27 protein-coding genes, 2 tRNA genes and 1 pseudogene are annotated in these 23,079 nt (G+C 67.3%); 21 read left to right on the plus strand and 9 right to left on the minus strand.

What is annotated here, in order from left to right:
• Nucleotides 1–38: 38 nt before the first annotated feature.
• From ABT313_RS16605 to ABT313_RS16620, 4 genes are all read left to right on the plus strand, one after another.
• The gene (locus ABT313_RS16605; RefSeq protein ID WP_350853683.1) at nucleotides 39–1,088 is read left to right on the plus strand and encodes a hypothetical protein; all 1,050 of its coding nucleotides are present in this window, start codon (nucleotides 39–41) and stop codon (nucleotides 1,086–1,088) included.
• Complete coding sequence (locus ABT313_RS16610; protein WP_350853686.1) at nucleotides 1,085–1,516, plus strand: NUDIX domain-containing protein; 432 nt, start codon at nucleotides 1,085–1,087, stop codon at nucleotides 1,514–1,516. The genes ABT313_RS16605 and ABT313_RS16610 overlap by 4 nt, the downstream gene beginning before the upstream one ends.
• 117 nt (nucleotides 1,517–1,633) lie before the next feature.
• Nucleotides 1,634–2,029, plus strand: a complete 396-nt coding sequence (locus ABT313_RS16615) for a YciI family protein (protein WP_350853687.1) — start codon at nucleotides 1,634–1,636, stop codon at nucleotides 2,027–2,029.
• Nucleotides 2,030–2,044: 15 nt separating this feature from the next.
• Nucleotides 2,045–3,259 carry an RNA polymerase sigma factor gene (locus ABT313_RS16620; protein ID WP_350853690.1) on the plus strand — a complete coding sequence of 405 codons (1,215 nt, stop codon included), beginning with the start codon at nucleotides 2,045–2,047 and terminating at the stop codon, nucleotides 3,257–3,259.
• 4 nt (nucleotides 3,260–3,263) lie between these two features.
• Here ABT313_RS16620 and ABT313_RS16625 read toward each other — a convergent pair whose 3' ends face one another.
• Together ABT313_RS16625 and ABT313_RS16630 are read right to left on the minus strand one after the other, a co-directional pair.
• Nucleotides 3,264–3,770, minus strand: a complete 507-nt coding sequence (locus ABT313_RS16625; RefSeq protein WP_350853693.1) for a DinB family protein — start codon at nucleotides 3,768–3,770, stop codon at nucleotides 3,264–3,266.
• Between the two features lie 54 nt (nucleotides 3,771–3,824).
• A complete protein-coding gene (locus ABT313_RS16630) occupies nucleotides 3,825–4,211 on the minus strand; it encodes a DUF7668 domain-containing protein (RefSeq protein WP_350853696.1) in 387 nt (128 codons plus the stop codon).
• A 37-nt stretch (nucleotides 4,212–4,248) separates the two neighbouring features.
• On the opposite strand from ABT313_RS16630, the gene smpB reads away from it, so the two are divergent.
• Genes smpB through ABT313_RS16645 form a run of 3 tightly spaced genes read left to right on the plus strand, consistent with a single transcriptional unit; the run spans nucleotide 4,249 to nucleotide 5,713 of the window.
• Nucleotides 4,249–4,728, plus strand: coding sequence for an SsrA-binding protein SmpB (gene smpB, locus ABT313_RS16635; protein ID WP_350853698.1), 480 nt, complete (start codon nucleotides 4,249–4,251; stop codon nucleotides 4,726–4,728).
• Between the two features lie 26 nt (nucleotides 4,729–4,754).
• Nucleotides 4,755–5,294, plus strand: a complete 540-nt coding sequence (locus ABT313_RS16640; protein ID WP_350853701.1) for a GNAT family N-acetyltransferase — start codon at nucleotides 4,755–4,757, stop codon at nucleotides 5,292–5,294.
• A 56-nt stretch (nucleotides 5,295–5,350) separates the two neighbouring features.
• Nucleotides 5,351–5,713 carry a hypothetical protein gene (locus ABT313_RS16645; RefSeq protein ID WP_350853704.1) on the plus strand — a complete coding sequence of 121 codons (363 nt, stop codon included), beginning with the start codon at nucleotides 5,351–5,353 and terminating at the stop codon, nucleotides 5,711–5,713.
• A gap of 52 nt (nucleotides 5,714–5,765) precedes the next feature.
• Here the strand turns inward: ABT313_RS16645 and ABT313_RS16650 are convergent, their stop codons facing one another.
• A complete protein-coding gene (locus tag ABT313_RS16650) occupies nucleotides 5,766–5,918 on the minus strand; it encodes a hypothetical protein (RefSeq protein WP_350853707.1) in 153 nt (50 codons plus the stop codon).
• Between the two features lie 14 nt (nucleotides 5,919–5,932).
• On the opposite strand from ABT313_RS16650, the pseudogene ABT313_RS16655 reads away from it, so the two are divergent.
• Together ABT313_RS16655 and ABT313_RS16660 are read left to right on the plus strand one after the other, a co-directional pair.
• Nucleotides 5,933–6,028, plus strand: a pseudogene (locus ABT313_RS16655) (hypothetical protein); the annotation flags it as partial.
• Nucleotides 6,029–6,081: 53 nt separating this feature from the next.
• Nucleotides 6,082–6,345: a DNA-3-methyladenine glycosylase gene (locus ABT313_RS16660; RefSeq protein ID WP_350853709.1), complete on the plus strand. Its 264-nt coding sequence runs from the start codon at nucleotides 6,082–6,084 to the stop codon at nucleotides 6,343–6,345.
• A 176-nt stretch (nucleotides 6,346–6,521) separates the two neighbouring features.
• On the opposite strand, the gene ABT313_RS16665 is transcribed toward ABT313_RS16660, so the two are convergent.
• Nucleotides 6,522–6,971, minus strand: coding sequence for a hypothetical protein (locus ABT313_RS16665; protein ID WP_350853712.1), 450 nt, complete (start codon nucleotides 6,969–6,971; stop codon nucleotides 6,522–6,524).
• Between the two features lie 241 nt (nucleotides 6,972–7,212).
• Between ABT313_RS16665 and ABT313_RS16670 the strand changes: the two genes are divergently transcribed.
• The 5 genes from ABT313_RS16670 to ABT313_RS16690 all read left to right on the plus strand — a co-directional run bounded on the left by ABT313_RS16670 (nucleotide 7,213) and on the right by ABT313_RS16690 (nucleotide 11,117).
• Nucleotides 7,213–7,806 (plus strand): PadR family transcriptional regulator, encoded by a 594-nt coding sequence (locus tag ABT313_RS16670; protein ID WP_350853714.1) that lies wholly within the window; start codon nucleotides 7,213–7,215, stop codon nucleotides 7,804–7,806.
• A 117-nt stretch (nucleotides 7,807–7,923) separates the two neighbouring features.
• Nucleotides 7,924–8,889, plus strand: coding sequence for an ATP-binding cassette domain-containing protein (locus tag ABT313_RS16675; protein ID WP_350853717.1), 966 nt, complete (start codon nucleotides 7,924–7,926; stop codon nucleotides 8,887–8,889).
• Nucleotides 8,886–9,731: an ABC transporter permease gene (locus ABT313_RS16680; RefSeq protein WP_350853720.1), complete on the plus strand. Its 846-nt coding sequence runs from the start codon at nucleotides 8,886–8,888 to the stop codon at nucleotides 9,729–9,731. The genes ABT313_RS16675 and ABT313_RS16680 overlap by 4 nt, the downstream gene beginning before the upstream one ends.
• Nucleotides 9,732–9,833: 102 nt before the next feature.
• Nucleotides 9,834–10,256 carry a DoxX family protein gene (locus ABT313_RS16685; RefSeq protein WP_350853723.1) on the plus strand — a complete coding sequence of 141 codons (423 nt, stop codon included), beginning with the start codon at nucleotides 9,834–9,836 and terminating at the stop codon, nucleotides 10,254–10,256.
• Nucleotides 10,257–10,283: 27 nt separating this feature from the next.
• Entirely contained in the window at nucleotides 10,284–11,117 is an 834-nt protein-coding gene (locus ABT313_RS16690; protein ID WP_350853726.1) for an alpha/beta fold hydrolase, read from the plus strand.
• Nucleotides 11,118–11,481: 364 nt separating this feature from the next.
• Here the strand turns inward: ABT313_RS16690 and ABT313_RS16695 are convergent, their stop codons facing one another.
• On the minus strand, nucleotides 11,482–12,120 hold the full coding sequence (locus ABT313_RS16695; protein WP_350853729.1) for a ribonuclease FAU-1 family protein: 639 nt from the start codon (nucleotides 12,118–12,120) through the stop codon (nucleotides 11,482–11,484).
• Between the two features lie 301 nt (nucleotides 12,121–12,421).
• Here ABT313_RS16695 and ABT313_RS16700 point away from each other — a divergent pair, with 301 nt between their 5' ends.
• A complete protein-coding gene (locus ABT313_RS16700; RefSeq protein WP_350853732.1) occupies nucleotides 12,422–12,946 on the plus strand; it encodes a P-loop NTPase family protein in 525 nt (174 codons plus the stop codon).
• A gap of 1,423 nt (nucleotides 12,947–14,369) precedes the next feature.
• Here the strand turns inward: ABT313_RS16700 and ABT313_RS16705 are convergent.
• Complete coding sequence (locus ABT313_RS16705) at nucleotides 14,370–14,942, minus strand: GNAT family N-acetyltransferase (RefSeq protein ID WP_350853735.1); 573 nt, start codon at nucleotides 14,940–14,942, stop codon at nucleotides 14,370–14,372.
• 205 nt (nucleotides 14,943–15,147) lie between these two features.
• Nucleotides 15,148–15,220, minus strand: a tRNA-Arg gene (locus ABT313_RS16710).
• Between the two features lie 109 nt (nucleotides 15,221–15,329).
• Here ABT313_RS16710 and ABT313_RS16715 point away from each other — a divergent pair.
• The 4 genes from ABT313_RS16715 (at nucleotide 15,330) to ABT313_RS16730 (ending at nucleotide 20,676) form a co-directional block, all read left to right on the plus strand.
• On the plus strand, nucleotides 15,330–15,884 hold the full coding sequence (locus ABT313_RS16715; RefSeq protein ID WP_350853738.1) for a hypothetical protein: 555 nt from the start codon (nucleotides 15,330–15,332) through the stop codon (nucleotides 15,882–15,884).
• Between the two features lie 754 nt (nucleotides 15,885–16,638).
• Nucleotides 16,639–17,229 carry a hypothetical protein gene (locus ABT313_RS16720; RefSeq protein ID WP_350853740.1) on the plus strand — a complete coding sequence of 197 codons (591 nt, stop codon included), beginning with the start codon at nucleotides 16,639–16,641 and terminating at the stop codon, nucleotides 17,227–17,229.
• Entirely contained in the window at nucleotides 17,226–18,461 is a 1,236-nt protein-coding gene (locus tag ABT313_RS16725) for a hypothetical protein (protein WP_350853743.1), read from the plus strand. The genes ABT313_RS16720 and ABT313_RS16725 overlap by 4 nt, the downstream gene beginning before the upstream one ends.
• A gap of 325 nt (nucleotides 18,462–18,786) precedes the next feature.
• A complete protein-coding gene (locus ABT313_RS16730; protein WP_350853746.1) occupies nucleotides 18,787–20,676 on the plus strand; it encodes a phosphoenolpyruvate carboxykinase (GTP) in 1,890 nt (629 codons plus the stop codon).
• Between the two features lie 57 nt (nucleotides 20,677–20,733).
• On the opposite strand, the gene ABT313_RS16735 is transcribed toward ABT313_RS16730, so the two are convergent.
• The gene (locus tag ABT313_RS16735) at nucleotides 20,734–21,390 is read right to left on the minus strand and encodes a phosphoribosyltransferase (RefSeq protein ID WP_350853749.1); all 657 of its coding nucleotides are present in this window, start codon (nucleotides 21,388–21,390) and stop codon (nucleotides 20,734–20,736) included.
• A 28-nt stretch (nucleotides 21,391–21,418) separates the two neighbouring features.
• On the opposite strand from ABT313_RS16735, the gene ABT313_RS16740 reads away from it, so the two are divergent.
• Both ABT313_RS16740 and ABT313_RS16745 read left to right on the plus strand, forming a co-directional pair.
• Entirely contained in the window at nucleotides 21,419–21,829 is a 411-nt protein-coding gene (locus tag ABT313_RS16740; protein ID WP_350853751.1) for a PPOX class F420-dependent oxidoreductase, read from the plus strand.
• Nucleotides 21,826–22,692: an LLM class flavin-dependent oxidoreductase gene (locus tag ABT313_RS16745; RefSeq protein WP_350853753.1), complete on the plus strand. Its 867-nt coding sequence runs from the start codon at nucleotides 21,826–21,828 to the stop codon at nucleotides 22,690–22,692. Before ABT313_RS16740 ends, ABT313_RS16745 begins: the two co-directional genes overlap by 4 nt.
• 133 nt (nucleotides 22,693–22,825) lie before the next feature.
• On the opposite strand, the gene ABT313_RS16750 is transcribed toward ABT313_RS16745, so the two are convergent.
• Nucleotides 22,826–22,915, minus strand: a tRNA-Ser gene (locus tag ABT313_RS16750).
• Between the last annotated feature and the right edge of the window lie 164 nt (nucleotides 22,916–23,079).

Consider the following 23,079-nt stretch of genomic DNA (forward strand, 5'->3'; position numbering starts at 1 on the left):
GGCAACCGGATATTCGCGCGCCCGGTAGCGTGCCGTGGATGCACGAGCCGCCGCCCGCCAGACCGCTCGGCCCTGACGCCGCAGGCCAATGGGTCCGCCGCTGGACATCGCCCGAGTGGACGCAGGCCGCGGACGCCTGGGTCGGTTGCCGACTCGCCGAGCTTGGCCGCCGGATCAGCGGCGTACCCGTCACCTACCGGGCCCGCTTTTGGTCCGTCGTACGGTGCTATCCGACCGTCGAGGGCCTGGTCTGGTTCAAGGAGAACAACCCCGGCCATCCGTACGAGGCCGCGCTGGTCGCCGCGCTGGCCCGGCTCGCGCCGTACGACGTCATCGTGCCGCTCGCGGTGGATCACGAACGCCGGTGGCTGCTCACGGATGATCAAGGTACGACGCTCACGCATGCCGAGGTCGCCGATCAGCGGGTCCGTTGCAGCGTCGTACGCGCGCTGGCCCGCCTCCAATGCGCCGTCCTCGGCCGTCTCGACCCGACCGCGTACGACGGGATCGTCGAGCTCGCACCCCACGCCGCTGGAGACCGCGTGCGCGCCGTGGCGGAGGAGTGGGCGCCGTTGCGGTTCGACCCGGAGCTGTTGCGACGAGTCGCGCGCGCCGCCGACGTACTGGACCGGCGAACCGCGTCCGTCAGCGACACCGTCCCGCTCGACCTGGAGATCAACGACATCTACCCGGCGAACATCTTCGCCGACCGCTCGACCGGCGTACTCCGCCCGCGCTTCTTCGACTTCGGCAACGCCCTGTGGGCCCACCCGTTCGTCTCCCTGCACGGCTTCCTCGACGCAGTCGCCGACTGGACCCGCGCCCCGCTACCCGGCCCGGACCGCGACGAACTGTTCACCACCTACCTCACCGTCTGGCGCGACCACCTGGACGCAGACCCCGACGTACTCCGCTCCGACCTCACCGCCACCCAGCCCCTGACCAACGTCCACCGCCTCGTCTCCTGGCACCGCCTACTCCCCCACGCCGACCCCCTCGAACTCCGCGCCCGAGCCGAAATCCCCCACTCCTACCTCACCGCAATCACGGCGCTGGCGGAGTCTCGCGATGGTGAACTAGGCGAGTGACGGAGCATTTCGGCGTCTACGCCGTCTGGCGGCAGGAAGAGCGGATCGTTCTCGTGCGAAAGGCGCGCGGCCCGTACGACGGACTTCTGGACCTGCCGGGTGGTTCTCCCGAGCCTGGCGAATCCGAGGTCACGACGCTCCGGCGCGAGCTGCGGGAAGAGTGCGGGGTGGAGCTTGTCCGGGTGGTCGACGGAGCTGCGTTCGAGTTGCAGGTCGACCAGGACTCGTCCGGTCAGCCCATCGACTTCACGCATTCGGGGGTGATTTCGCGGGTGGAGGTGGCGGGCGACGTCGTACACGGGATCGTGGCGGAGGATGTTGGAGGGGTGGTGCTCGCGACAGCGGACGATGCCCGGATGTTCTCGCCATTGGTCGTCGAAGCACTCCGCCGGTTTCCGGAGCTCGATCCTCGCCCCGGGGCAGGGTGATTCGGACGTGTCGTGAGGCGAGAGAAGATTCTTCGGGGTGTTGTCGATCTGGGGGTTTGTCGTTCGACCTGGGGGTAGTGCGGGCCGGGAGGCGGTTCGTGGGACGAGGAGAGCGCGATGGCGAAGTACATGCTGATCATGCGGGGTACGGACGAGTCGAACGCGGCGGTGATGGCTGGGTTCGAGGAGTTGGCGGCTTCGACGTACCAGTTCATCGAGGAGTTGATGAAGGCCGGGGTGTTCATCGCCGCGGAGGGGCTGGACGACGCGGCGGAGAGTGTCGTGATCGACTTCAGCGGCGAGGCGCCGGTGGTGACGGACGGGCCGTACGGCGAGACGAAGGAGCTGTTCGGGGGCTACTTCATGCTCGATGTCGCGTCGAAGCAGGAGGCGGTCGAGTGGGCCAAGCGGCTTCCGTCTGTCGCCGGCTCGAAGATCGAGGTACGCCGGGTCGCGGGCGAGGACGAGCGGCCACCGGGCCACGAGGAGCAGGCGGCGGTCGGGTCCGATTGACGACGAGGCGTTCTGATGGATGCGGCGGATGTCGAGGCGGTCTGGCGGATCGAGTCGGCGCGGATTGTTGCCGCGCTGACCCGGTTCACCGGCGACTTCGCGCTGGCCGAGGATGCTGCGCAGGAGGCGGTGGCCGAGGCGTTGGTGTCGTGGCCGCGCACCCCGCCGGACAGCCCGGCCGGCTGGCTGATGGCCACGGCCCGGCGCCGGGCGATCGACGCGATCCGCCGCCGTACTGCGCTGAAGGACCGGTACGCGATGCTGGCAGCCGACCCGGTCGTCGACGAGGACATCGACCCGGACCGCATCGACGACGACGTTCTCGCGCTCATGTTCATCAGCTGCCATCCGGTCCTCTCGCCCGAGGCCCGGGTGGCGCTGACCTTGCGCCTGGTCGCCGGGCTGTCGTCCGAGCAGATCGCCCGCGCGTTCCTGGTGCCGGTGCCGACGGTGCAGGCCCGCATCACCCGGGCGAAGAAGACGATCGCGGCAGCCGGCGTACCGTTCGAGCTGCCACCGGCCGACGAGCGCCGCGAGCGGCTGGGCGGCGTACTCAGCGTCGTCTACGTGATCTTCACCGAGGGCTCGACGGCGACGTCCGGTGACCTTCTGGTACGCCGGGACGTCGCGTACGAGGCGATCCGCCTGGCCCGCACCCTGGCCGCGCTACTGCCCGACGAGCCGGAGGTCCACGGTCTGCTCGCGCTGTGCGAGCTGACGGCCGCGCGCTTCCCGGCCCGCACTGGCGCCGATGGTTCGCCGATCTTGCTCGAGGACCAGGACCGGCAACGATGGGACTTCTCGGCGATCCAGCGCGGGCTGGAGGAGCTGGCCAAGGCGTCGGTTCGCGGGCTCGGTCCGTACGGCCTGCAGGCCGCGATCGCCGCCGTACACGCGTCGGCTCCATCCGTGGAGGCAACCGACTGGGACCGGATCGTCCTGCTGTACGAGGCCCTCGGCCGCGTCGCGCCCTCGCCGATCGTCGAGCTCAACCGCGCCGTCGCCGTTGCGATGGCGTCCGATCCGGCTCAAGCCCTGGCCTTGGTCGACGAGCTGATCGCCTCGGACCGGCTCCCCGGCTCGCATCTCGTTCCGACCGTACGCGGCGAACTCCTCACCCGCCTCGGCCGGCTCCGCGAGGCCCGCGCCGAGCTGGAATTGGCAGCCCGCCTCTGCACCAACGACCGCGAACGCTCAGTACTACTGAACAAAGCAGCAGCCCTGGACTGACCAGCTATTCGCCCGTGGCGCCGTCGATGCGCTCGCGGAGGAAGTCCGCGTGGCCGTTGTGGCGTGCGTACTCCTCGATCATGTGCAGGTAGATCCACCGCAGCGTGTAATCCTCACCCGGGCTGACCGCGTCGAGGCTGAGCCCCGCCACCGCCGTACGTGACCGGGCGACACTCGCCTGATAGCTGGCCAGGTCGTCCGCGGCCCGCGTGATGTCGACGATGTCGCCGCTGTTCCTCGAGCCGGGCACGTAGTCCCAGAAGTAATGGTGGTCCGGCTGACCGTCGTACGCGTGGAACCACGCCTCAACGCCGGACAGATGCCGGACGAGCCCCAGCAGCGACAGCGTCGAGGGCGGCACCGACCGCACCGCGAGCTGCTCCGGCGTCAGCCCGCCACACTTCTGCAGCAACGTCGTGCGCTGAAACTCGAGCCGGTCATCAAGAGCAGACCGCTCGTCAACCGGGTTGATCGGTGGCTCGACCCGCTCGGGCATGCTCCATGTCGCCATGCCGGCGACATTACGTCCGCCCCAACCTCCCGGGCCACCGAGTTAGGCACTGACCTATGGGACGTACACGAGATAGGGGCGAAATCGGAACGCCGTCTCGCCTTCCTCGGCGACCGCGACCTCGAGGACGAGGTCGCTGCGACCTTCCTCGGCAGTCCAGAGGTCGACGAGACAGTCCCAGTGGTTGCCTTGCCACATCGCGACCGAGGTGTCCCATGCGGCCTCAGGCAGCTCGGTCAGAGTGACCGATCCATAGTTCGTGACAACTTCACGGCATTGGTCCGAGACAGCTTCTGAGATCGGATCAACGTTCTCGATGCCTTCGCCGATGCGGGCGTCTCCGCGCACGATGGAGCGGACGATCTCGCCGAGGACGTCCCGCCAAGCATGCGGTACGGGAGTCTGGACTTCGTCCTTGAGGGGCATCACTTCCGCGGCCATCTGAAAAAGGGTAGTGCGGACGGGGGACAATCGATGGGTGAAGAAGTCTGAGGTCGAGCCCGTGGTTGCGCGCAACCGGAAGGCTGCGCATGACTATCAGCTGGGCGAGTCCTGGGAGGCGGGGATCGTGCTGGAGGGGCCGGAGGTCAAGGCGCTCCGGGCCGGGCGGGCCTCGCTGGTCGGCGGATTCGCCCAGATCGAGAACCGGGAGATCTGGCTGCACGGCGTACACATCCCGCAGTACTCGCAGTCCCGCTGGTTCAACGGCGGCTCCCGCCGCAAGCGCAAACTGCTGCTGCACCGCGCCCAGATCGACAAGATCGAGCGCAAGGTCAACGAGAGCGGCCTGACGATCGTCCCGGTCCTCCTGTACTTCAAGGACGGCCGCGCGAAGGTCGAGATCGCCCTTGCCCGCGGCAAGAAAACCTGGGACAAGCGGCACGCCCTCGCCGAACGCGAGGCGACCCGCGAGGCCGAGCGCGCCCTCCAGCGCCGCCTGAAAGGCCGCTCCGACTGATCCTCGCCATTTGTTAGCGTGCGCCGATGGAACCCCTGGACCTCGCGACCTGGCCGCCGGCACCGATCAAGACCGAGCGCCTCGTACTGCGTGAGTCCGAGGCACGCGACCGTACGACGTTCATCGACCTGCTCGCCTCACCCGAGGTCAACGAGTACCTCGGCGGCCCCCGCCCACGCACCGAACTCGAACGCGAGCTTCCCACGATCCCCGAGCGCTGGCCCGGCAGCTTCGTCGTCGAACTCGACGGCGCCATGATCGGCCACATCCTCCTCAGAAGAGCAACCACCCACCGCCGCCCCGCCGCCACCGGCAAGGCCGACCTCGGCTACCTCTTCCTCCCACACACCTGGGGCGCCGGCTACGCCACCGAAGCCTGCACCGCCGCCCTCACCTGGTTCGACCAGACCCTCCCCGGCGAACCCATCATCCTCACCACCCAATCCGCCAACACCCCCTCAATCCGCCTAGCCACCCACCTAGGCTTCACCGAACTAGAACGCTTCGAAGCCTGGAACACCGAACAATGGCTCGGCCTCCGCCCGCCCGCCGAGCAGCGAAGATGACGGCACGTTCAGCGAGGATCGCTCACGCCCTGCAGGTTGCGCACGAGCATCGGATCATGACCGCTCCCGCCACCGCGACAGCCATACGTGAGGCAACCGACGAAGACTGGGCCTGGCGCATGCTCCTCCAGGGTTGCGATCATCTGCGACTACTCCTCTCCCGCCGCGACGGCTCCGAAGCCGCCTGGGAAGCAGCACCAGGCCCGACCGGTCACACCGGTTTCGACACACTCCTCGCCGCCCTGGCCGCCCACGAATTCCAGGCCGCCGGCAGAGAACCACCCAGGTCGATCCGCTCCCGAACCCCGTGGGTTCCCAAGCACCCATTCCTGGACCAGGCCGAGATCATCGAGCAAACACCCGACTACCTGGCAAGGCTCAACGTCTTCGTCCCCAACCGCGACCTGACAACGGCGTGAGTGGGACGCGGATCGTCCGCCCTGACTCAGCCAGGCGAGTGCGCGGCGATGTCTACTTACGACCCGCTGCCGACTGCACCACTGACTTCCTCGGCAAGGTCTCGGCCCGGCGTACGGTGGCCGGCCGCATCTCCGGAGTGATCCACGACGTCGACTCGTACCCGGCCTTCGTCGACAACGTCCACCACGGGAACAAAGAAGACACCGCGCACCGCCATCATGTGGGAACCAGGAGGCGTCGCGTACGTCTACCTGATCTACGGGATCTGGCACCAGTTCGCTGCCGTCGTAAACCAGGCCGACATCCCAGACGTAGTCTTCATCCGGGCCGTCGACCCCGTAGAAGGCATGGACCTAATGGCCGCCCAATGGGACAACCCCACCCCACCACCGCCCTGGCCAACTCCCCAGGCAAGCTCTGCAAGTCCTTCCAAATCACCAAAGCCCTGTACGGCGCAGACCTCACCGGCGAAGACCTGTTCCTCGATGACTGGGGCTTCCCGGTCACCCCACCGGACATCCACACCACCACCCGCATCGACCTCAATCCCCACCACGACGGCCACGCCACACCCCTCAGACACCACCTCACGCCTACGAGAGATCAGCCCGACACCGCAGGCACGGAGTAGCCAGCACCGGGTCGGTTAGCAGCCTCATCGGCTCGCGCCACGTCACGGCGCTTCACATGAATCGCAAACTGGTGGCGCTACCGAAACCTCGACTAGCTCCCTGCCGCCACGAGCGATACACCACACAGCTGGCAGTCACGTGCCCGACTTGGGCGATCGTCGGGGTCGGGCTCGGTTCACACCGAAAGCAGCGCGAGGCACACGATCCCGACAATCAGTACAACCTGACCGGCTCTCGCCCGCCGGTACTCACCGTTGCTAAGTGCCTGGTATCCGTGCTCCCGCTCAACCAGGTCCGTTGCGATCAGCAGAGGCCGACCGAGCGTGCCGATGATTGCAAGCAGATACACGCCGGCCGCGGCCCACGCAGACATCGCCAGCGGATCTCTGACGATCGAGCCTCTCAACAAACCCAGCGGAGCCAACGCGCACCAAGCACCCGCGACCACGCCGGCCAAGCCCTTGTGTGACCGGGCGACAGGATCGACGGCGATCAGCAGGCACACCAAGGCGAGCATCGCACCCATAGCGGCCAGGCCAAGCTCATTGTTGCCCAGTGCACTGTTGATCATGATGCTCGATTGTCCGATGTTCGCTGGTGTGATCTTGGAGGTCTCCACCAGCACCGCAAGTGACTGTCTGAGAGCGCCTACACCATGGCCGATGATCCGGGTTCGTGGCGAACGGTCCCCGATCACCTCAAGATGCGCGCCTAATCAACCTTGACTAGACGTTTCTTCCTCGTGTACTTTGGCCAAGTAGTCAAACTGGACTAGTCTCTGCCAAGCCGTTCGCAACACGGGAGAAGGAAGCGAACCCATGGGAAAGCTCGCGATCGAGACGAGAGGGTTGAGCGGAGGTGGGCGTGTGTCGGCGACGAAGCTCCTGGTACTCGGTATCGTGCACCTCTCCGGCGGCGCGCATGGCTACCAGGTGCGGTCCGAACTACAGAGCTGGGGTGCGGAGAGTTGGGCCAAGATCAAGCCCGGCTCGATTTATCACGCGCTGAAGAAGGCGGCGGCCGATGGCCTCCTCACCGAACACGCCGAGCCGGGCAACTCCGGGCCGGAGCGCGTTCTGTACCGCGCGACAGCTCGGGGACGTGACGAGATGGTCGAACTGGTCCGCGACGGTCTGCGGCGCACCCACGACCCGGACATGCTCAACGCGTCCATCGCCATGTTGCCCATGCTGACCAGGACAGATGCCATCGCGCAGGTTAACGAGCGGGTCGCGCGCCTGGAAGCGGAGCTCGTAGTGCAGGCCGAGTGGCGGGAGCACCCCAATAGGGACGCCCCCGAGCACGTCCGCGATCAGGCAGAACTGTGGGCGGGACAGGCACGCACCGAACTGGAGTGGGCGAAGAGCCTGAGCAAACGACTGTCCGACGGCGCCTACACCATGGCCGATGATCCGGGTTCGTGGCGAACGGTCCCCGATCACCTCAAGATGCGCGCCTAATCAACTTGACCAGAAAGTTTCGTCCTCGTCCGCTCTGGCCAAGTAGTCAAACTTGACTAGCTCACCAATCCGTTCGCAACACCGAGAGAAGCAACACCGAGAGAAGGAATCGAACCCATGAGAAAGCTCGCGATCGAGACGAGAGGGTTGAAGAAGAGCTTCGGCACGACCCACGCGGTCGCCGGTGTGGACCTGGCCGTGAGCGCCGGGGGCGTGTACGGCGTGCTCGGTCCGAACGGGGCGGGCAAGACCACCACGATCCGCATGCTGGCCACGCTCCTGCGCCCCGACGCCGGAGAGGCGCAGGTGCTCGGCTACGACGTCGTGCGTGACGCCCGGGCGGTGCGGAGCAGGGTGGGCCTCACCGGGCAGTTCGCGTCGGTCGACGACGACCTCACCGGGGCGGAGAACCTGTTGCTGCTCGCCAGGCTGCTCGGCTACTCACGCCGCCGAGGCAGGGAGCGGGCGGCCGACCTGCTCGACGCGTTCGGTCTTGCCGAGGCGGCCGACCGGCAGGTGAAGAAGTACTCCGGCGGGATGCGCAGGCGCATCGACATCGCGGCGAGCCTGGTCGTCACCCCCGAACTGATCTTCCTCGACGAGCCCACGACCGGGCTCGACCCGCGCAGCAGGAACCAGGTCTGGGAGATCGTCAGGGGCATGGTCGCCGAGGGCGCCACCGTGGTGCTGACCACGCAGTACCTCGACGAGGCCGACCAGCTGGCCGACCGGATAGCGGTGATCGACCACGGGAAGGTCATCGCCGAGGGCTCGAGCGGCGAGCTCAAGGCGTCGGTCGGCGCCGGCTCGCTGCACGTACGGCTACGTGCGCCCGAGCAGCGGGCCGAGGCAGAGCGGGTCCTCGCCGGCGTCCTCGAGGTGCCGGCTGAGCCGTCCGCTGACCCGGCCGCGCTGTCCGCGCGGGTCTCCGACCCCGAGCGGGTCGCCCGTTCCCTGGCCGAGCTGTCCCGCAGCGGCATCGACGTCACCGAGTTCGCGCTCGGTCAGCCGAGCCTGGACGAGGTGTTCCTCACCCTGACCGGACACGCCGCCGAGGAGACACCCGAGGAGGATGCCGCATGACCGCCACGTCCGCGGAGCAGGCGTCGGCGCCGGTCACTGAGGACGCGCTGCGCAGCGTGCTGTTGGCCGGTGAGCGGCCGTCTCGCCCCGGCCCGGTGCGCACCTCGTTGACATTCGGCTGGCGCGCTCTGCTGAAGATCAAACACGTCCCGGAGCAGCTCGTCGACGTGACCATGTTCCCGATCATGTTCACACTGATGTTCACCTACCTGTTCGGTGGCGCGCTCGCCGGGTCGACTCAGGAGTACCTGCAGTTCCTGCTGCCCGGGATCCTGGTGCAGGCGAACGTCATGATCACCATGAACACCGGCATAACGCTGAACACCGACATCCAGAAGGGGGTGTTCGACAGGTTCAGGTCACTTCCGGTGTGGCGACCGTCGCCGCTGGTCGGCGCCCTGCTCGGCGATGTGATGCGCTACTCGATCGGGTCGGCGATCGTGATCACGCTCGGACTGGTCCTGGGGTTCCGGCCGGAGGGTGGCGCCGTCGGGGTGGTGCTCTCGGTGGTGCTGCTGCTGGTGTTCTCGTTCTGCCTGTCGTGGCTGTGGACGATGCTCAGCCTGATCCTGCGCACGCCGAACTCGGTGGCGGGGGTCAGCATGATGGTGATGTTCCCGCTGACGTTCGGGAGCAACATCTTCGTGGACCCGAAGACGATGCCCGGGTGGATGCAGGCGGTCGTCGAGGTCAACCCGATCACCCACCTGGCGACCGTGGTACGCGGCCTGATGCACGGCTCGGTGCCCGCCGGGGAAATCGGCTGGGTGCTCGTCTCGTCAGCGCTGCTCGTCGCGGTCTTCGGTCCCATCACCATGGTCCTCTACCGCAACAAGAAGTAGATGCCGCTCCCGCGAGCACTTGGTCGAATCAACTCCGACAACCCGGCCCATTCGGCCAACGCCATCACCGGTACCAGGCCCGGACACGACGAGGAGAGCCGAATGAGCACCATCCCCAAGAACAACTCGGCAACCGTTGCGCACGCGCTCGGGCGGGCGAGCAGCATCGGGGTCTGGATTCTGCACGTCGTGCTTGCGGCGGTAATCGCCGGCGGCGGAATCTCGAAGCTGGCCGGCGACCCGGTCATGGTGGACATGTTCGCCGTCATCGGGGCTGGCCAGTGGCTCCGGTACCTGGTCGGAGCGCTGGAGGTCGCGGGAGGGGTTGGACTTCTGATCCCGGCTCTGGCGGGCCTGGCCAGTCTTGGGTTGGCGGCATTGCTGACCGGTGCTGTGATCACCGATCAGTTCGTGCTCGAGCAGAGCCCTTGGCTGCCGCTCGCCTTACTCGTCGTGGCGGCCGTGATCGCAAGGACGCGGTGGTCGCGCACCGAGGCCGTCGTCGGCACGCTGCTCAGGCGCTGAGACAAACCTCTCGAACGGAGATGTGAGATGAACGAGATGGCCTTTCGCGTGACATCAAACGATGGCACCACCATCGCCTACGACCGGAAGGGAAGCGGTCCGGCCGTCATTCTGGTGGGCGGAGCACTCGACGAGGGGGTGGAGAACGCTCCCTTGGCGCCGGCTCTCGCCGAGCACTTCACGGTCTACAACTATGCCCGTCGGGGACGCGGCGCGAGCGGCTTCACCGAGCCGTACGCCGTGGAAAGGGAGATCGAGGACCTGGATGCGTTGATCGCGGAGGCGGGCGGCTCGGCACACCTGTTCGGGGCGTCCTCTGGTGGCGCGCTGGCGCTGGAAGCGGCCGCGGCCGGGTCAGTCATCGACACGATCGCCGTGTGGGAGGTGCCCTACGCGGTCGGGGACGACATACGCCCACGATTCGAGGAGTACGTCGCGGACACCCGACGCGCCTTCGACGCCGGGCGAGACGAGGAGGTTCTCGAACTGTTCATGCGCTTGAGCGGCGCCTCCGACGACAACATCGCGGCCAGGAAAGCGGCAGGCAAGCAGACGGCGCATTGGGCGGATTCGGTCGCCCTCGCGCCCACGCTGGTCCACGACAGCGTCTTCCTCAACCGCTACCAATTGCCGGCCGATCGACTGGCAACGGTCACCCAACCGGTCCTGGTCACCACCGGAGGGCCGATCACGGTCCCTTATATGGCAGGCCTGCCCTCGGACTTCTTCGACCGCGCAGCCGACGAGCTTGCAGACCAATTACCCCACGCTCAACGGGAGACCCTCGACGGGCGGGATCACGTCGTCGATCCACAGACCGTCGGCCCGCTGTTGCTACGGTTCTTCAGCAGCGAACGCTGAGGGGCCTGCGAGGTGTTGCGGGAAGACCGATTAGGCACCGCGCACGCAGATCTTCGTCGCGCCAGCGACACCGGGGCGGACAGGTGGTGTCGAGGTTGATGTCGTCGGCGGCATCACAGGCCTGGTCCTGGGCGTGCTCGTCACCAACGTCTTCGTCACCACGCAAGGCCGGGCCGTCGTACTGACCTGGGCTTCAGTGGGACTCGACCGGGCCTACTCGCTGCTCATCGGCTCCGTCGCCAGTGGTCATAGCTAGCTGCCCACGGAGCCGATCGCCGTACAGCAGCCCGACGATGCCCATGTCCTTCGGCATCCCCAGTTGCTTGGCCTTCCGCCATCCGGATCGGACACCTGCCGCCGACGATCAGCGGGACGCCACCTCGCAGTCCCAGTACGGCGGCAGGTCGGCTGGTGCCCACGACGGGTCGGGACGGAAGTCCGTGTACTGGCCGTCGAACGGAAACCGGCCCGCCTCGATGTCACCGGTGATGCGCTCGCCGGCGGCGCGGATGCGGTCCGCCTCGGCTGCCGTCCAGTACGCCGGATGACCGATCCGCTCGTCCAGCTCGTCCTCGTCTTTCAGCGACCAGCTGCGATCGGGCGCGACCAGGATGTCGAGCGCGTGATCGAGGATGTCGGTGCCTGCCGACCAGCGACGTACGGGCGACTCCAAGTTCACGTACCAGCCTTCGAACCGCATCTCCAGGTCGAAGAACCACCACACCGAATGGTCGGCCCCGGGCTCGGTGCGGATCAGCACGTGCCGGCCTTCCCACTGCCGCGGCCACAGCATGGACGGCGTACGGTCGCGCTCTGCCAGCGACATCTTCCGGATCAACGCACCGTCCCGAGTACCGCGCAGCATGCAATCCGATCCAGCCGCAGTCCACGTGAGCAGCGCCTCCGCATCGTCCCGCACGACCCGCGTGGTCTGCACCGCCGCGATCATCCCGTTCAGGTGAACGTCGCGACGAGCAATCGACCGACCAGGAGCAAAGAACATCGAGCCAGAGTACGGCCGATCCACGGGCATCTAGGCAGTGCATGGGCGCCCCGTCGTCCATCGCTGTGCACCCGCATCTCGACACGGTGTTGCACTCCCCGTTCGCTGCCTGTCGCGACGTCCTCGCGTGGTGATGCGCGACCCAGGTCGGTGCGGTCTTGCTGAGCCCAATCTCACCTATCGTCATGATGACCACGGATAAGACGTTTGCAGTCGTCACGCGACTACCTGCTGATCCAGACCGTGCTCGGCCCGACGGAGCGTTGAGCTACAGAGCATTTAGGCATGAGAGGAGCGCCGGGTGGGGAATGAAGCCGTTGGTTCGAGTTCGACACGGCTGATTACTTTGCGAGGCAACAGCGGGTCGGGGAAGTCGGTGGTGGCCGCCGCCATCCGTGCCGCGCGCCCATCCGGCACGGTTGCCATCCTCGGCCAGGACGTCATCAGGCGCGACATCCTGGGAACCGGGGAAGACGCAGGAGGCCACCCGATCGGGCTCATCGACCTTGCCGCGCGATACCTCCTCGATCGAGGCTTCGACGTGATCATCGAGGGGATCCTGAACGCCATGTGGTACTCGCAGGCCCTGCCGGACCTGGTTGCAGATCATCGCGGCGTATCCCGCAGCTACATCTACGATCTGTCCTTCGAGGAAACCGTCCGCAGGCACTCGACAAAGCCAGTCGCAACGGCCTTCGGCGAAGCCGAGATGCGCCAGTGGTACCGCGGACTCCAACCAATCGCGAACCTCGACGAAAGCATCATCACGGCCGACGACAGCCTCGACGCCACAACCGCCCGCATCCTCAACGACTGCTGGCCGTAGGACTCCCGAGCGTCTGCATGGGATGTAGGTGTGAGGACTCGGCCTCCCAACTGCGCCGACATCCATACTTGCCCGGTCCTCCTGATAGTTGCCAACCCAGGTCAGCGCGGCGCACGTCAAGAGTCGACTTGCCGATCCGCGGGACGCGAAGCGCTCTTGACGTGTGTCGTGGTGGCTGGAGAATCGAGCGACCAGGGGAACGTGGCTAACCGGCGGCCAGACGCCAGGACCTGGAGTGCACCGGACGCCCCTGCGAACAAGAGTCCTCGGTGCCGATCTCCGCGCTGGGTGGGCGAGGTTCGGCAGGAGGGTGCATGCGCTCGCCCACCCTGCGCCGAAGGCGCGCCTCTGATCCATAAGAGGCCAATCCTGCACCCGCGACAGGCAAGGCTGTGTCCTCCGTCGACACGTTCGTCCGCCAGGTCATCTGCGACAGTAGGAAGCTGGACCGGATCGCGGCAGGTGCGGCAAACCCGGGCGCGCAACGGTTGGGTGGTGACGAGCGTCTTTATGGATGTGACAACGAACTCGAGCACTACCCCGGCGCTGCTGGCGGTCGTGTGTCTAGGTCTTGGCGCGTGTAGTGCCCCTGCCAGTGACTCCACGCAGGGTTCGACGACCGCCCTGGTCTCATGCGCGAGTGCTCCCTTGTCAGTCACCTTCGCTGATCTCACCGTGAAGGCAGTCAACACGGGCACCAGCACGTGCAACCTTTCCGGGAGTCATCCGGTGGAGCTGCCGTGGTGGCGCATCGTGGGCCCCGGACCCTCCCCTGCTGCCGGTGCACTACCTCCGGGCGCTGCTTTGGTACAGGCCTACAAGCTCGAAGGCACCAATGGTTGTCCATGGCCCGGTACACCGAGTGGTGCCGCCCAACTCACCGTGTCTGTCGAGGGAAGGGCTCACTTGCTGAGCATGCCTTCGAGGGACGTGCATGAGATTACGGAGTGCGACATGGCCTCGGTCCTGTCGCCGACCATTGAGCCTCCGGCTCCCTCAGCTGGTCGCTAGTCGTCTAGCTTGTCGCACATCAGTTGGCGGAAATGTGTCGCGGATCTGTTGGCCGATCACATCCACGGGCCACGTTGCAGCCAGCGGCGTACTGTGCCGCCGCGCTCCTGTCGAACCACTCCAAGGACAACTCCGTCGTGCCGGAGATGTCGCAGTTCACAGCCGCGTCCGTCAGGGACATGTCGGGGTTCAGCAGCGAGAAGGATTGCCGGCTGTCCAACTTCGTCCTGAACACGCTGCTACAGGTCGACGTGGACGAACACGTGCGGCAGACGCTATTAAACTTCTCCGGCGTACGCAGTTCGCGTTCCGCGAATACGAGTTGGCACGCGCAGAGACTCTGACTTATCTCAGGAACAGGCATGCAGTTCCGCCCCGATCCTCGTGAGCATATTGGGCACCCACGCCGAAATCAGCCAGCAGCGGATCGGGACAGGTCAACACCCAACATCGAGTACATGATCATGTCCCGGCGTTCGTCGCCCACCTGCTGCCAGCTGCGGAGCAGGCCTTCTCGCTGAAAGCCGACGCGCTCAGCTGTCCGCCGAGACGCCGCGTTCCATGGCTCGACGTACAGCTCAAGACGAGGCATCCGCAGGTCACTGAGGGCCCAGCGGACAACCGCGTGGAGGGCTGCCGCCGCAACCCCTTGGCCACGGGCCGACCCGACGAGCCAGTACCCGAGCGACGCCCGTCCCTGGCCCTGGTCCTTCAGCCAGAGGCCGACCATCCCGAGCGGACGTTCGTCCTCGACCCGCACGATGACGAACGGATAGCCGGCACCACTGGACGCCCGTTCCCACTGCCGTCGAACGAAGGCTTCGCCCGCGGCCCGCGAGTACATCGAGGGAATGGTCGTGACCAACGGGATGTAGTTGTCGGCCGACGCCTCCTGAACAAGCGGCAGATCATCGAGGCTCCAAGCGCGGAGTACGTGCCTGTCCCCAGCAGCCAAGCGAGGGACGTCCAAGGGCGCAGCAACCATGCAGGCATCCTGCCGGGATCACCGCCTCAACGCACATCCCTTTCGTCGCCGCGCCGGGATCCCTCTTCGGGGAGCCGGAGGGGTGACGTTGGGGTCGATTCTGGGGGGTTCAAAGGGCGGGGAGCATGACGGCCGCCCTCTTTGCCGTTGCCTCCAAACACACAAAAGCCCAGGTCAGAGAGTGTCTGCCTGGGCTTTCACGAAGCGCGCTCGGAGGGATTCGAACCCCCAACCTTCTGATCCGTAGTCAGATGCTCTATCCGTTGAGCTACGAGCGCTGGACAACGTCGAGTAACGATACATGGAGGGGGTGGGTGTAGGCCAATCGGCTCTGGGGGGCGGCGCGGTGGCGGGTACTGCGGGGGTTGTGAGCCCTACGATCCGCGCATGGGTATCGAGGATTTGCTGGGCGGGCGGGATCTGGGGGACGTCAAGAAAGCGGTCGGGTTCGTGATGGAGAACTCGGACGACTTCAAGAAGGTGCTGGAGTTGGTGAGGGGGTTGCCGGACGGGGCGGTTGGGTTCATCGGGCAGTTGCCTGAGCTGCTGAAGACGATCGGGACCGGGCTGGCCGAGGCCGGTGAGCAGGCGGCTAAGGCGGCTGGGGCGCTGGTCGGGGATGACGGCGAAGGTGGCGCGCGGAAGGCGCTGACCGGCAGTGCGGGCACGATGAACGCGGCCAAGGACCGGCTGAAGGATGCGGCCGGGATGCTGGCCGGGCTCGCGGGTGAGCTGGACAAGATTCCCGGGATCGGGGACGCGGCCGCGAAGAGGCTCAACGACGGGAGCGGGCAGATCGGCGGGGTCGCGACCGAGGTCGAAAGCCTGGCCGGCAACCTGCAGGACCTGTCGGACATCCTCGGCACGGTCGGGGATGCGCTGAAGGGCCTGGGCACGAAGCTCACGGAGTCGGGCGGGTCGGTCAAGACGCTGATGAGTTAGCCGGACGCCGGGGCGCGCGTGAGGTTCCTGCACGTCGGGAGCGCGCCGGGCGGATCCCGCGGTCTGGCGGGGCCGCGCAGTCGGGTGCCATCGGCAACCATGTCCGGGACGGCTAAGCGGACACGAACGGCCCTCACGGACAGCTCGCCCATCACGAGCACGCGGCAGCAGACGACAGACTCGGCCACAGCCGCAGTCGTGCGAGGTGGGGCTCGAGTCGGCCTCAACGCGGGTGGGAGCGTGCGGTCCGGCACGGCGACGAAGGAGCCGCGCGCGTGGAGGACACCAACTCGTAGCTCACTCACCAGCAGCAGAACCCACCACGCCACAGTCGACGCGGCGGCAGCCGCCCACTGCGTGGTAGCGCGCAACACCGGGCGGGAGCGAGCGCGCCAGCACAGCGACAAGAAGCCTCGCGTAGCGCACGCGTGGGAACCGTCCCCACCATCCCCACCAGCAGCGCCCAACCACCCCGCACTCGACCCGGCGGCACCTCAAGTTCACCGACCAGGAGCACAACTCACCGCGCCGTAGTCGACGCGGCGATGGCCGTGCACCGCGCGATAGCGCGCACCACCAGGGCGGGCGGGAGCGGGCGCCAGCACGGCGACGAAGGAGCCGCGTGTAGCGCACGCGCGGGGACATCCCACCACCTCCACCTCACCCGGGGCGGGAACCGGGGTAGAGGGGTCTGCGTCTAAGGGGGGTTGCCTGATGGGTTAGGGAGGACCTCCGCGTGGTTAAGGTCGCGGGCATGGGTAGTCGACTGGTGCGGGGTACGGCGATCGGGTGTGGGGTGGCTGCGATTGCGGGTGGGGGGATCGGGTGGGCGGTCGGTCAGCCGGTGACGCCTGCGGACATCGTGCCGGTGCGGACGATGCCGGCGGATCTGTGTGCGCGGATCGGGGACATCTCCAGCCTGTTGCCTAAGGCATCGAGTGGGCCGGTGACGATGACACAGGTCGGCAGTACGACGATCACCTGCGAGGCGGGCAGCTCCCGGGCCAAGGTCCGCGCCTACACCTCCGCGGGCGTGAAGGTCACGATCACGCCGTACGGCGGGCAGGACGCCGGCGCCGGCAACAAGCCGTTCACGCCGACGCAGACCGCGAAGAAGGTCTTCACGCGGTCGCCGATGAAGACGCTCGACGAGGACCGGCCGTACCCGACCAAGATCAGCCGGACCGCCAGCGGCATGGCCGGCGAATCGTGGGCTGTCCGCGCGCTCGTGCAGCGCGCGGACGTTGTCGTACAAGTGGAGTACACAGCCAATCCGGTGGCAGCCGAGGTCGCGCAGAAGGCGGCCCTGGCGCTGGCGGATCGCGCCATCTGGGAGAGCAAATGAGTACGCCGGAGATCCCCGGCTACCAGCTGGATCAGCGACTGCTCGAGCACCCGCTCGCCGAGCTGTGGCACGGACGCACGTTCACCGGCATGGAGATCATCGCGCTCGTGCTGAGCGAGGACGGCGCGCGCGACGAGACCGTCGTGGAGCGGCTCGCCCGTGCGAGCCGCGACGCCGCGCTCGTGCCGGGCCAGCAGGAGACGCCGCTGTGGGCGGCCAACTTCAACTCCAGCCGCCCGTACGCGGTCACCCAGCTGATCCCGGGGCAGACCGGCGCGGAGCGGCTGATCGACCCGCTCGACGGCATCATCGGGAACGACGACGTCTCCCTCCAGGCGATCCGCCGGCAGCTCAGCGGGTACGGCGCCATGCCGCCGACCCTCCCCATCGCTGACACGACAGCTGGCACGACGGGCCACGCACCAGGCAGCACCGCCGCCATCCCGTCCTACGCCGACCGCCCCGGCCAGCCACCTGCCCAGACGCAAACAGAACAGTCCAAGATCGACGTCGCCCGCCAGTACAGCCGCAAGATCGGCTCGTGGATCTACGCCGTCGTCGCGGTCGTCGTCCTGATCGTCTTCAGCATCACGTACTCGATCGGCTCCGCGATCGGCAGCGCCGTGAAGAAGGACGACCCGGTCGAGGTCGCGGCGCCGGCGGTCAGCCCCGAGCCGTTACCGGCCAAGGTGCTGATCCCGCCGATCAACATCGTCACGACAGCGCCGTACAAGCGCCCCGACGGTTCGGCCGGCATCTTCGGCGCGACGTACGCCGCCGGCGCCGATCTCCAGGTCGTCAACACAGCCGAGTTGCCGTTCGCGCTCGGCTGGCCGCGGCCGCCGCAGGTGATCCGGCAGGGTGAGTCCTCGCAGCTGATCCTGCGGAAGATCGTCACCGCGACCGAGTACGACCCGGCGAACGGCCTGAAGAACTCGTTCCAGGCGCAGCTCGCGCTGCATTCGTGCGTGAGCCTGGCGCAGTGCCTGGCCGACCGGCCGTCGTTCGACCAGCTGTGGACGAAGATCTACAAGACGACCGCGCCGGCGACCGCGAAGGACGCGCGGACCTGGCTGACGGTGTCGACGAAGGCGCCGTACACGATCACGATGACGCACGCGTTCCTGAGCGGCGGTCAGTGGTGGCTGGTCGGCGCGATGGTCTACGGCCAGGTGGCCGAGGCGCCGGATGTCCAGCGGGTCGTCAACGACATCTGGCGGCAGACCAGCTGATCGACCGAAAAATCTGCTGCAACGGCCCGCGCGAACAGCGCGGGCCGTTCTCATTTTCACAAGCGACACCGGAAAGCGATTGTCGCGAAAACTTTGTGACCGGGTTCACGTTCTGGCGGTTCACAGCCCCCGGGTCGTTCGCGTACCGTAGTACCACTTGCACACTGGTATACGTCCACTGGACTCACTGGTATGCGAGCGACTACACCGCCAGCCAGCTGCATCGAACCGCCGGAGACCCCGGCGGCCGTCGCCGTACCGCCTTTCAGCGTCGAGGGGCCGGGCGAGTGCCGGGCCCGACCAGCCGAGAGGGAATGAGCCGCGAATGACGACAACCGCCAGCCCGACCCATACCGAGACCGCCACCTCAGCAGCCGCCAAGGATCCCCTCCCCGGCGAAAATTCGACGCGGTACGACCTGACCACGGCCCCGACGCAGCACGCCCACCTGCTGAACTGGGTGGCCGAGGTCGCCGAGCTCACGCAGCCCGACCGGATCCACTGGGTCGACGGGTCGGACGCGGAGTACGCCACGCTGACGAACGAGCTGATCGCGGCCGGCACCATGGTCCGGCTGAACGAGGAGAAGAAGCCGAACTCGTTCTGGGTCCGCACGGATCCGAGTGACGTGGCGCGGGTCGAGCAGCGCACGTTCATCTGCTCCGTCGAGGAGAAGGACGCCGGTCCGACCAACAACTGGATGGACCCGGCGCAGATGAAGGCGCTGATGACGGAGCTGTACCGCGGTTCGATGCGCGGCCGGACGATGTACGTCGTCCCGTTCTGCATGGGCCCGTTGACGGCCGAGAAGCCGATGTTCGGTGTCGAGATCACCGACTCGGCGTACGTCGTCGCCTCGATGCGGATCATGTGCCGTACCGGCGCCGAGGTCCTGGAGAAGCTGGGCGAGGACGCACCGTACGTGCCCTGCCTGCACTCGGTCGGAGCCCCGCTGCAAAAGGGCCAGCAGGACGTCCCGTGGCCGTGCAACGACGAGAAGTACATCGTCCAGTTCCCCGAGGAGCGGGCGATCTGGTCCTACGGCTCCGGGTACGGCGGCAACTCGCTGCTCGGCAAGAAGTGCTACTCGCTGCGGATCGCCTCCGCGATGGCCCGCGACGAAGGCTGGCTGGCCGAGCACATGCTGATCCTCAAGCTGATCTCGCCGGAGAAGAAGGTGCACTACGTCGCGGCCGCGTTCCCGAGCGCCTGCGGCAAGACCAACCTGGCGATGCTCGACCCGACGCTGGACGGCTGGGAGGTCGAGACGCTCGGCGACGACATCGCCTGGATGCGGTTCGGCAAGGACGGCCGGCTGTACGCCGTGAACCCGGAGTTCGGCCTGTTCGGCGTTGCCCCCGGCACCGGCTGGAAGACGAACCCGAACGCGATGCGGACGATCGAGAAGGGCAACTCGGTCTTCACCAACGTCGCGCTCACCGACGACGGCGACGTCTGGTGGGAGGGCTACTCGCCGACCCCGCCGGACCACCTGACCGACTGGAAGGGCCGGGAGTGGACGCCGGACAACGGTGAGCTGTCGAGCCACCCGAACAGCCGGTTCTGCACGCCGATCAAGCAGTGCCCGATCATCGCCGACGAGTACGACGACCCGAACGGCGTGCCGATCTCCGCGATCATCTTCGGCGGCCGCCGCGCCACCACGGTCCCGCTGGTGACCGAGTCGCGCGACTGGGGGCACGGGGTGTTCATGGGTGCGACGCTGTCGTCGGAGACCACCGCGGCCGCGGTCGGCCAGGTGGGCGTCGTACGGCGCGACCCGATGGCGATGCTGCCGTTCCTCGGGTACGACGCCGGCCAGTACTTCGACCACTGGCTGACCGTCGGCAAGCAGCACGACGCGGCGCAGCTGCCGAAGATCTTCTACGTGAACTGGTTCCGCAAGGACGAGGCGGGCAAGTTCGTCTGGCCGGGCTTCGGTGAGAACAGCCGCGTGCTGAAGTGGGTCATCGACCGGATCGAGGGTCAGGCCGACGCGATCGAGACCCCGATCGGCCGGGTGCCGGCCGCCGGCGCGCTCGACGTCGCCGGGCTGGACCTGACCGCGCAGGACCTCGAGATCGCGCTCGACGTCGACGTCGAGGAGTGGAAGGCCGAGATCCCGCTGATCGAGGAGTGGTTCGCCAAGCTCGGCGACACCGTCCCCACCGAGCTCAAGGTCGAGCTCGACAACCTCAAGGCCCGGCTGGGCTAGTGACGTCTGGCCGCCGAGTCGGAAGCCGGCGGCCGGACCGACAGCGCGGTGCCCCGGTCACCTGCCGGGGCGCCGCGCTGTGCTTTCTGCGAGCACTCGCTGGACCTCGTCGTCGCTCACCGAGGAGAAGTCGCGGTACGCCTGGCCGACCGCGGTGAAGTACCGCGGGATCCACACGCACACCACCTGATCGGCGATCCGCGCCAGCCGCCGGCAGCTCTCCACCCCGCCCACCGGTACGGCGACGATCACGCGCGCCGGCTGCTGGCGTCGTACCGCCTCCACCGCGGCGCGCATCGTCGAGCCGGTGGCCAGCCCGTCGTCGACGAGGATCACCACCCGGTCCCGGACGTCGATCGGCGGCCGGTCCCCGCGGTACGCCGATTCGCGGCGGCGCAGCTCCCGGACCTCGCGCTGCCGCACCTCCTCGATCACCGCCTCGTCGACCTCGCGCGCGATCGGTTCGTTGCGTACGACATGCAGTTCCTCGCCGACGCCGGCGATCGCGCCCATCGCCAGCTCCGGCTGCCCCGGCAACCCGAGCTTGCGCACGATCAGTACGTCGAGCTCCGCATCGAGGGCGTCCGCGACCGGCGCCCCGACGGGCACGCCGCCGCGCGCGAGCCCGAGCACCAGGACCGGACCGGCGACCTGGCCGAGCTCGTCGGCGAGCACCTCGCCGGCTGCCGTCCGATCGAAATACGGCCTCCTCATCCCGCCATGATCCAACTACGTTGACCCCATGCGAATCCCTGAGAGCGCGCGAGCCGTGCTCGAGTCGAACGCCCTCGGTCATCTGGTGACGATCAACCCCGACGGCAGCCCGCAGGTCTCGGTGATCTGGGTCGGTCTGGACGGCGACGAGATCATCGCCGCCCACATCCCGAACAACCAGAAGGTGAAGAACATCCGCCGCGACGGCCGGGTCGCGCTCACGCTGGAGACCGGCAACCTCAACGAGATGGGCCTGACGGAGTACCTCGTGATCACCGGCACCGCGCGGATCACCGAGGGCGGCGCCGCCGACGTACTGCGGAACCTCGCGAAGACCTACATCGGCCCCGACGCCGAATTCCTGCCAGGCGACACACCGCCCGGCTACCTGACCCACATCACCGCAGACAAAATCGGAGGCGTAGGACCATGGGCATGAAACTCGGCGCGATGCTCCCCCCCGGCGCCGGCGACGGCCCCGACGGCGGTATGCCCACCTGGAACGACGTCCGAGCAGTGGCCGAGGCGGCCGAACAGGGCGGCCTGGACTCGGTCTGGATCGCCGACCACTTCCTCTACCGCGACCCCCAGGACCAGATCTACGGCATGCACGAGTCCTGGACCCTGCTGACCGCGGTCGCCGCAGTCACCTCCCGGGTAGAACTCGGAAACATGGTCCTCTGCGCTTCATTCCGGGACCCCGGCCTGACCGCCAAAATGGCGGCCACCCTCGACGAGGTATCCGCCGGAAGACTGATTCTCGGCGTCGGCGCCGGCTGGCACGACCCCGAATACGAAGCTTTCGGCCTACCCACCGACCACCGAGTAAGCCGTTTCGAGGAATGGCTCGAAATCGTCGCGCGCCTGGTGCGCGGAGAAACAGTCACCTACAAAGGCACGTACTACGAGGTCCGCGAAGCAAACCTGGATCCAGCCCCACCCCACCGCATCCCGATCCTGGTAGCCGGCGCCCGCCCCCGCATGATGCGCCTGACCGCCCAATGGGCCGACATGTACAACACCGCCTGGTACGGCACCCCCAACGAAAAACTCGACGAACGCCTAGCAGCCCTAAACCAAGCAACAAAGACAGCAGGCACCTCAGTAACCCCCACCGCCGGAATCATCGTCAGAGACCCAAACCAAGAAGTACCCGAACCAAGCAAGAACGCAATCCCAGTAAAAGACCTACCAGCAGCAATCGAGGCCTACGAGCAGCGCGGAGTAGAACACCTCATCATCTCCCCAGAACCGATGACCCCAAAAACAATCGAGCAAATCGCACAATCAAAGGGCCACTAACAACAAACCCAGCCACGCACCCACCGGGGGGTCCGGGGGGCGGAGCCCCTCCGGGCGGGGCCCGGGGGTTGCACCCCCGGAAAAGGCCGGAGCTCCCCGCCCGCGCTTTCCAGCGGGCAGGGAGCTCCCAGAGCGGAGGCGGCGGGATTTGAACCCGCGAGAGGGGATTACCCTCAACCCGCTTAGCAGGCGGGCGCCATCGACCGGACTAGGCGACGCCTCCTCCGACGATCCCCACGCGGGGGACACGACGACGGCCAAGACTATCTGCTCGACCGGCCCGGCGGCAAAGCGGGTGGGTCGACACTCTCGGTGGCCGGGGCGGCACGTTGGGGCAGTAGCCCACGGCCCCTGTACTGTGGCGACATCGACGGGGGTCGCCAGCAT

The sequence above is a fragment of the Kribbella sp. NPDC000426 genome, from assembly GCF_040300265.1.
GTDB lineage: Bacteria > Actinomycetota > Actinomycetes > Propionibacteriales > Kribbellaceae > Kribbella.

What these genes read in the sequence shown, in the direction of transcription:
- ABT313_RS16605 (WP_350853683.1), top strand. Translation starts at nt 39, where the DNA reads ATGCACGAGCCGCCGCCCGCCAGACCGCTCGGCCCTGACGCCGCAGGC.
- ABT313_RS16615 (WP_350853687.1), top strand. Translation starts at nt 1,634, where the DNA reads ATGGCGAAGTACATGCTGATCATGCGGGGTACGGACGAGTCGAACGCG.
- ABT313_RS16620 (WP_350853690.1), top strand. Translation starts at nt 2,045, where the DNA reads ATGGATGCGGCGGATGTCGAGGCGGTCTGGCGGATCGAGTCGGCGCGG.
- ABT313_RS16625 (WP_350853693.1), bottom strand. Translation starts at nt 3,770, where the DNA reads ATGGCGACATGGAGCATGCCCGAGCGGGTCGAGCCACCGATCAACCCG.
- ABT313_RS16630 (WP_350853696.1), bottom strand. Translation starts at nt 4,211, where the DNA reads ATGGCCGCGGAAGTGATGCCCCTCAAGGACGAAGTCCAGACTCCCGTA.
- ABT313_RS16640 (WP_350853701.1), top strand. Translation starts at nt 4,755, where the DNA reads ATGGAACCCCTGGACCTCGCGACCTGGCCGCCGGCACCGATCAAGACC.
- ABT313_RS16645 (WP_350853704.1), top strand. Translation starts at nt 5,351, where the DNA reads ATGACCGCTCCCGCCACCGCGACAGCCATACGTGAGGCAACCGACGAA.
- ABT313_RS16660 (WP_350853709.1), top strand. Translation starts at nt 6,082, where the DNA reads ATGGGACAACCCCACCCCACCACCGCCCTGGCCAACTCCCCAGGCAAG.
- ABT313_RS16675 (WP_350853717.1), top strand. Translation starts at nt 7,924, where the DNA reads ATGAGAAAGCTCGCGATCGAGACGAGAGGGTTGAAGAAGAGCTTCGGC.
- ABT313_RS16680 (WP_350853720.1), top strand. Translation starts at nt 8,886, where the DNA reads ATGACCGCCACGTCCGCGGAGCAGGCGTCGGCGCCGGTCACTGAGGAC.
- ABT313_RS16685 (WP_350853723.1), top strand. Translation starts at nt 9,834, where the DNA reads ATGAGCACCATCCCCAAGAACAACTCGGCAACCGTTGCGCACGCGCTC.
- ABT313_RS16690 (WP_350853726.1), top strand. Translation starts at nt 10,284, where the DNA reads ATGAACGAGATGGCCTTTCGCGTGACATCAAACGATGGCACCACCATC.
- ABT313_RS16695 (WP_350853729.1), bottom strand. Translation starts at nt 12,120, where the DNA reads ATGTTCTTTGCTCCTGGTCGGTCGATTGCTCGTCGCGACGTTCACCTG.
- ABT313_RS16705 (WP_350853735.1), bottom strand. Translation starts at nt 14,942, where the DNA reads ATGGTTGCTGCGCCCTTGGACGTCCCTCGCTTGGCTGCTGGGGACAGG.
- ABT313_RS16715 (WP_350853738.1), top strand. Translation starts at nt 15,330, where the DNA reads ATGGGTATCGAGGATTTGCTGGGCGGGCGGGATCTGGGGGACGTCAAG.
- ABT313_RS16720 (WP_350853740.1), top strand. Translation starts at nt 16,639, where the DNA reads ATGGGTAGTCGACTGGTGCGGGGTACGGCGATCGGGTGTGGGGTGGCT.
- ABT313_RS16725 (WP_350853743.1), top strand. Translation starts at nt 17,226, where the DNA reads ATGAGTACGCCGGAGATCCCCGGCTACCAGCTGGATCAGCGACTGCTC.
- ABT313_RS16730 (WP_350853746.1), top strand. Translation starts at nt 18,787, where the DNA reads ATGACGACAACCGCCAGCCCGACCCATACCGAGACCGCCACCTCAGCA.
- ABT313_RS16735 (WP_350853749.1), bottom strand. Translation starts at nt 21,390, where the DNA reads ATGAGGAGGCCGTATTTCGATCGGACGGCAGCCGGCGAGGTGCTCGCC.
- ABT313_RS16740 (WP_350853751.1), top strand. Translation starts at nt 21,419, where the DNA reads ATGCGAATCCCTGAGAGCGCGCGAGCCGTGCTCGAGTCGAACGCCCTC.
- ABT313_RS16745 (WP_350853753.1), top strand. Translation starts at nt 21,826, where the DNA reads ATGAAACTCGGCGCGATGCTCCCCCCCGGCGCCGGCGACGGCCCCGAC.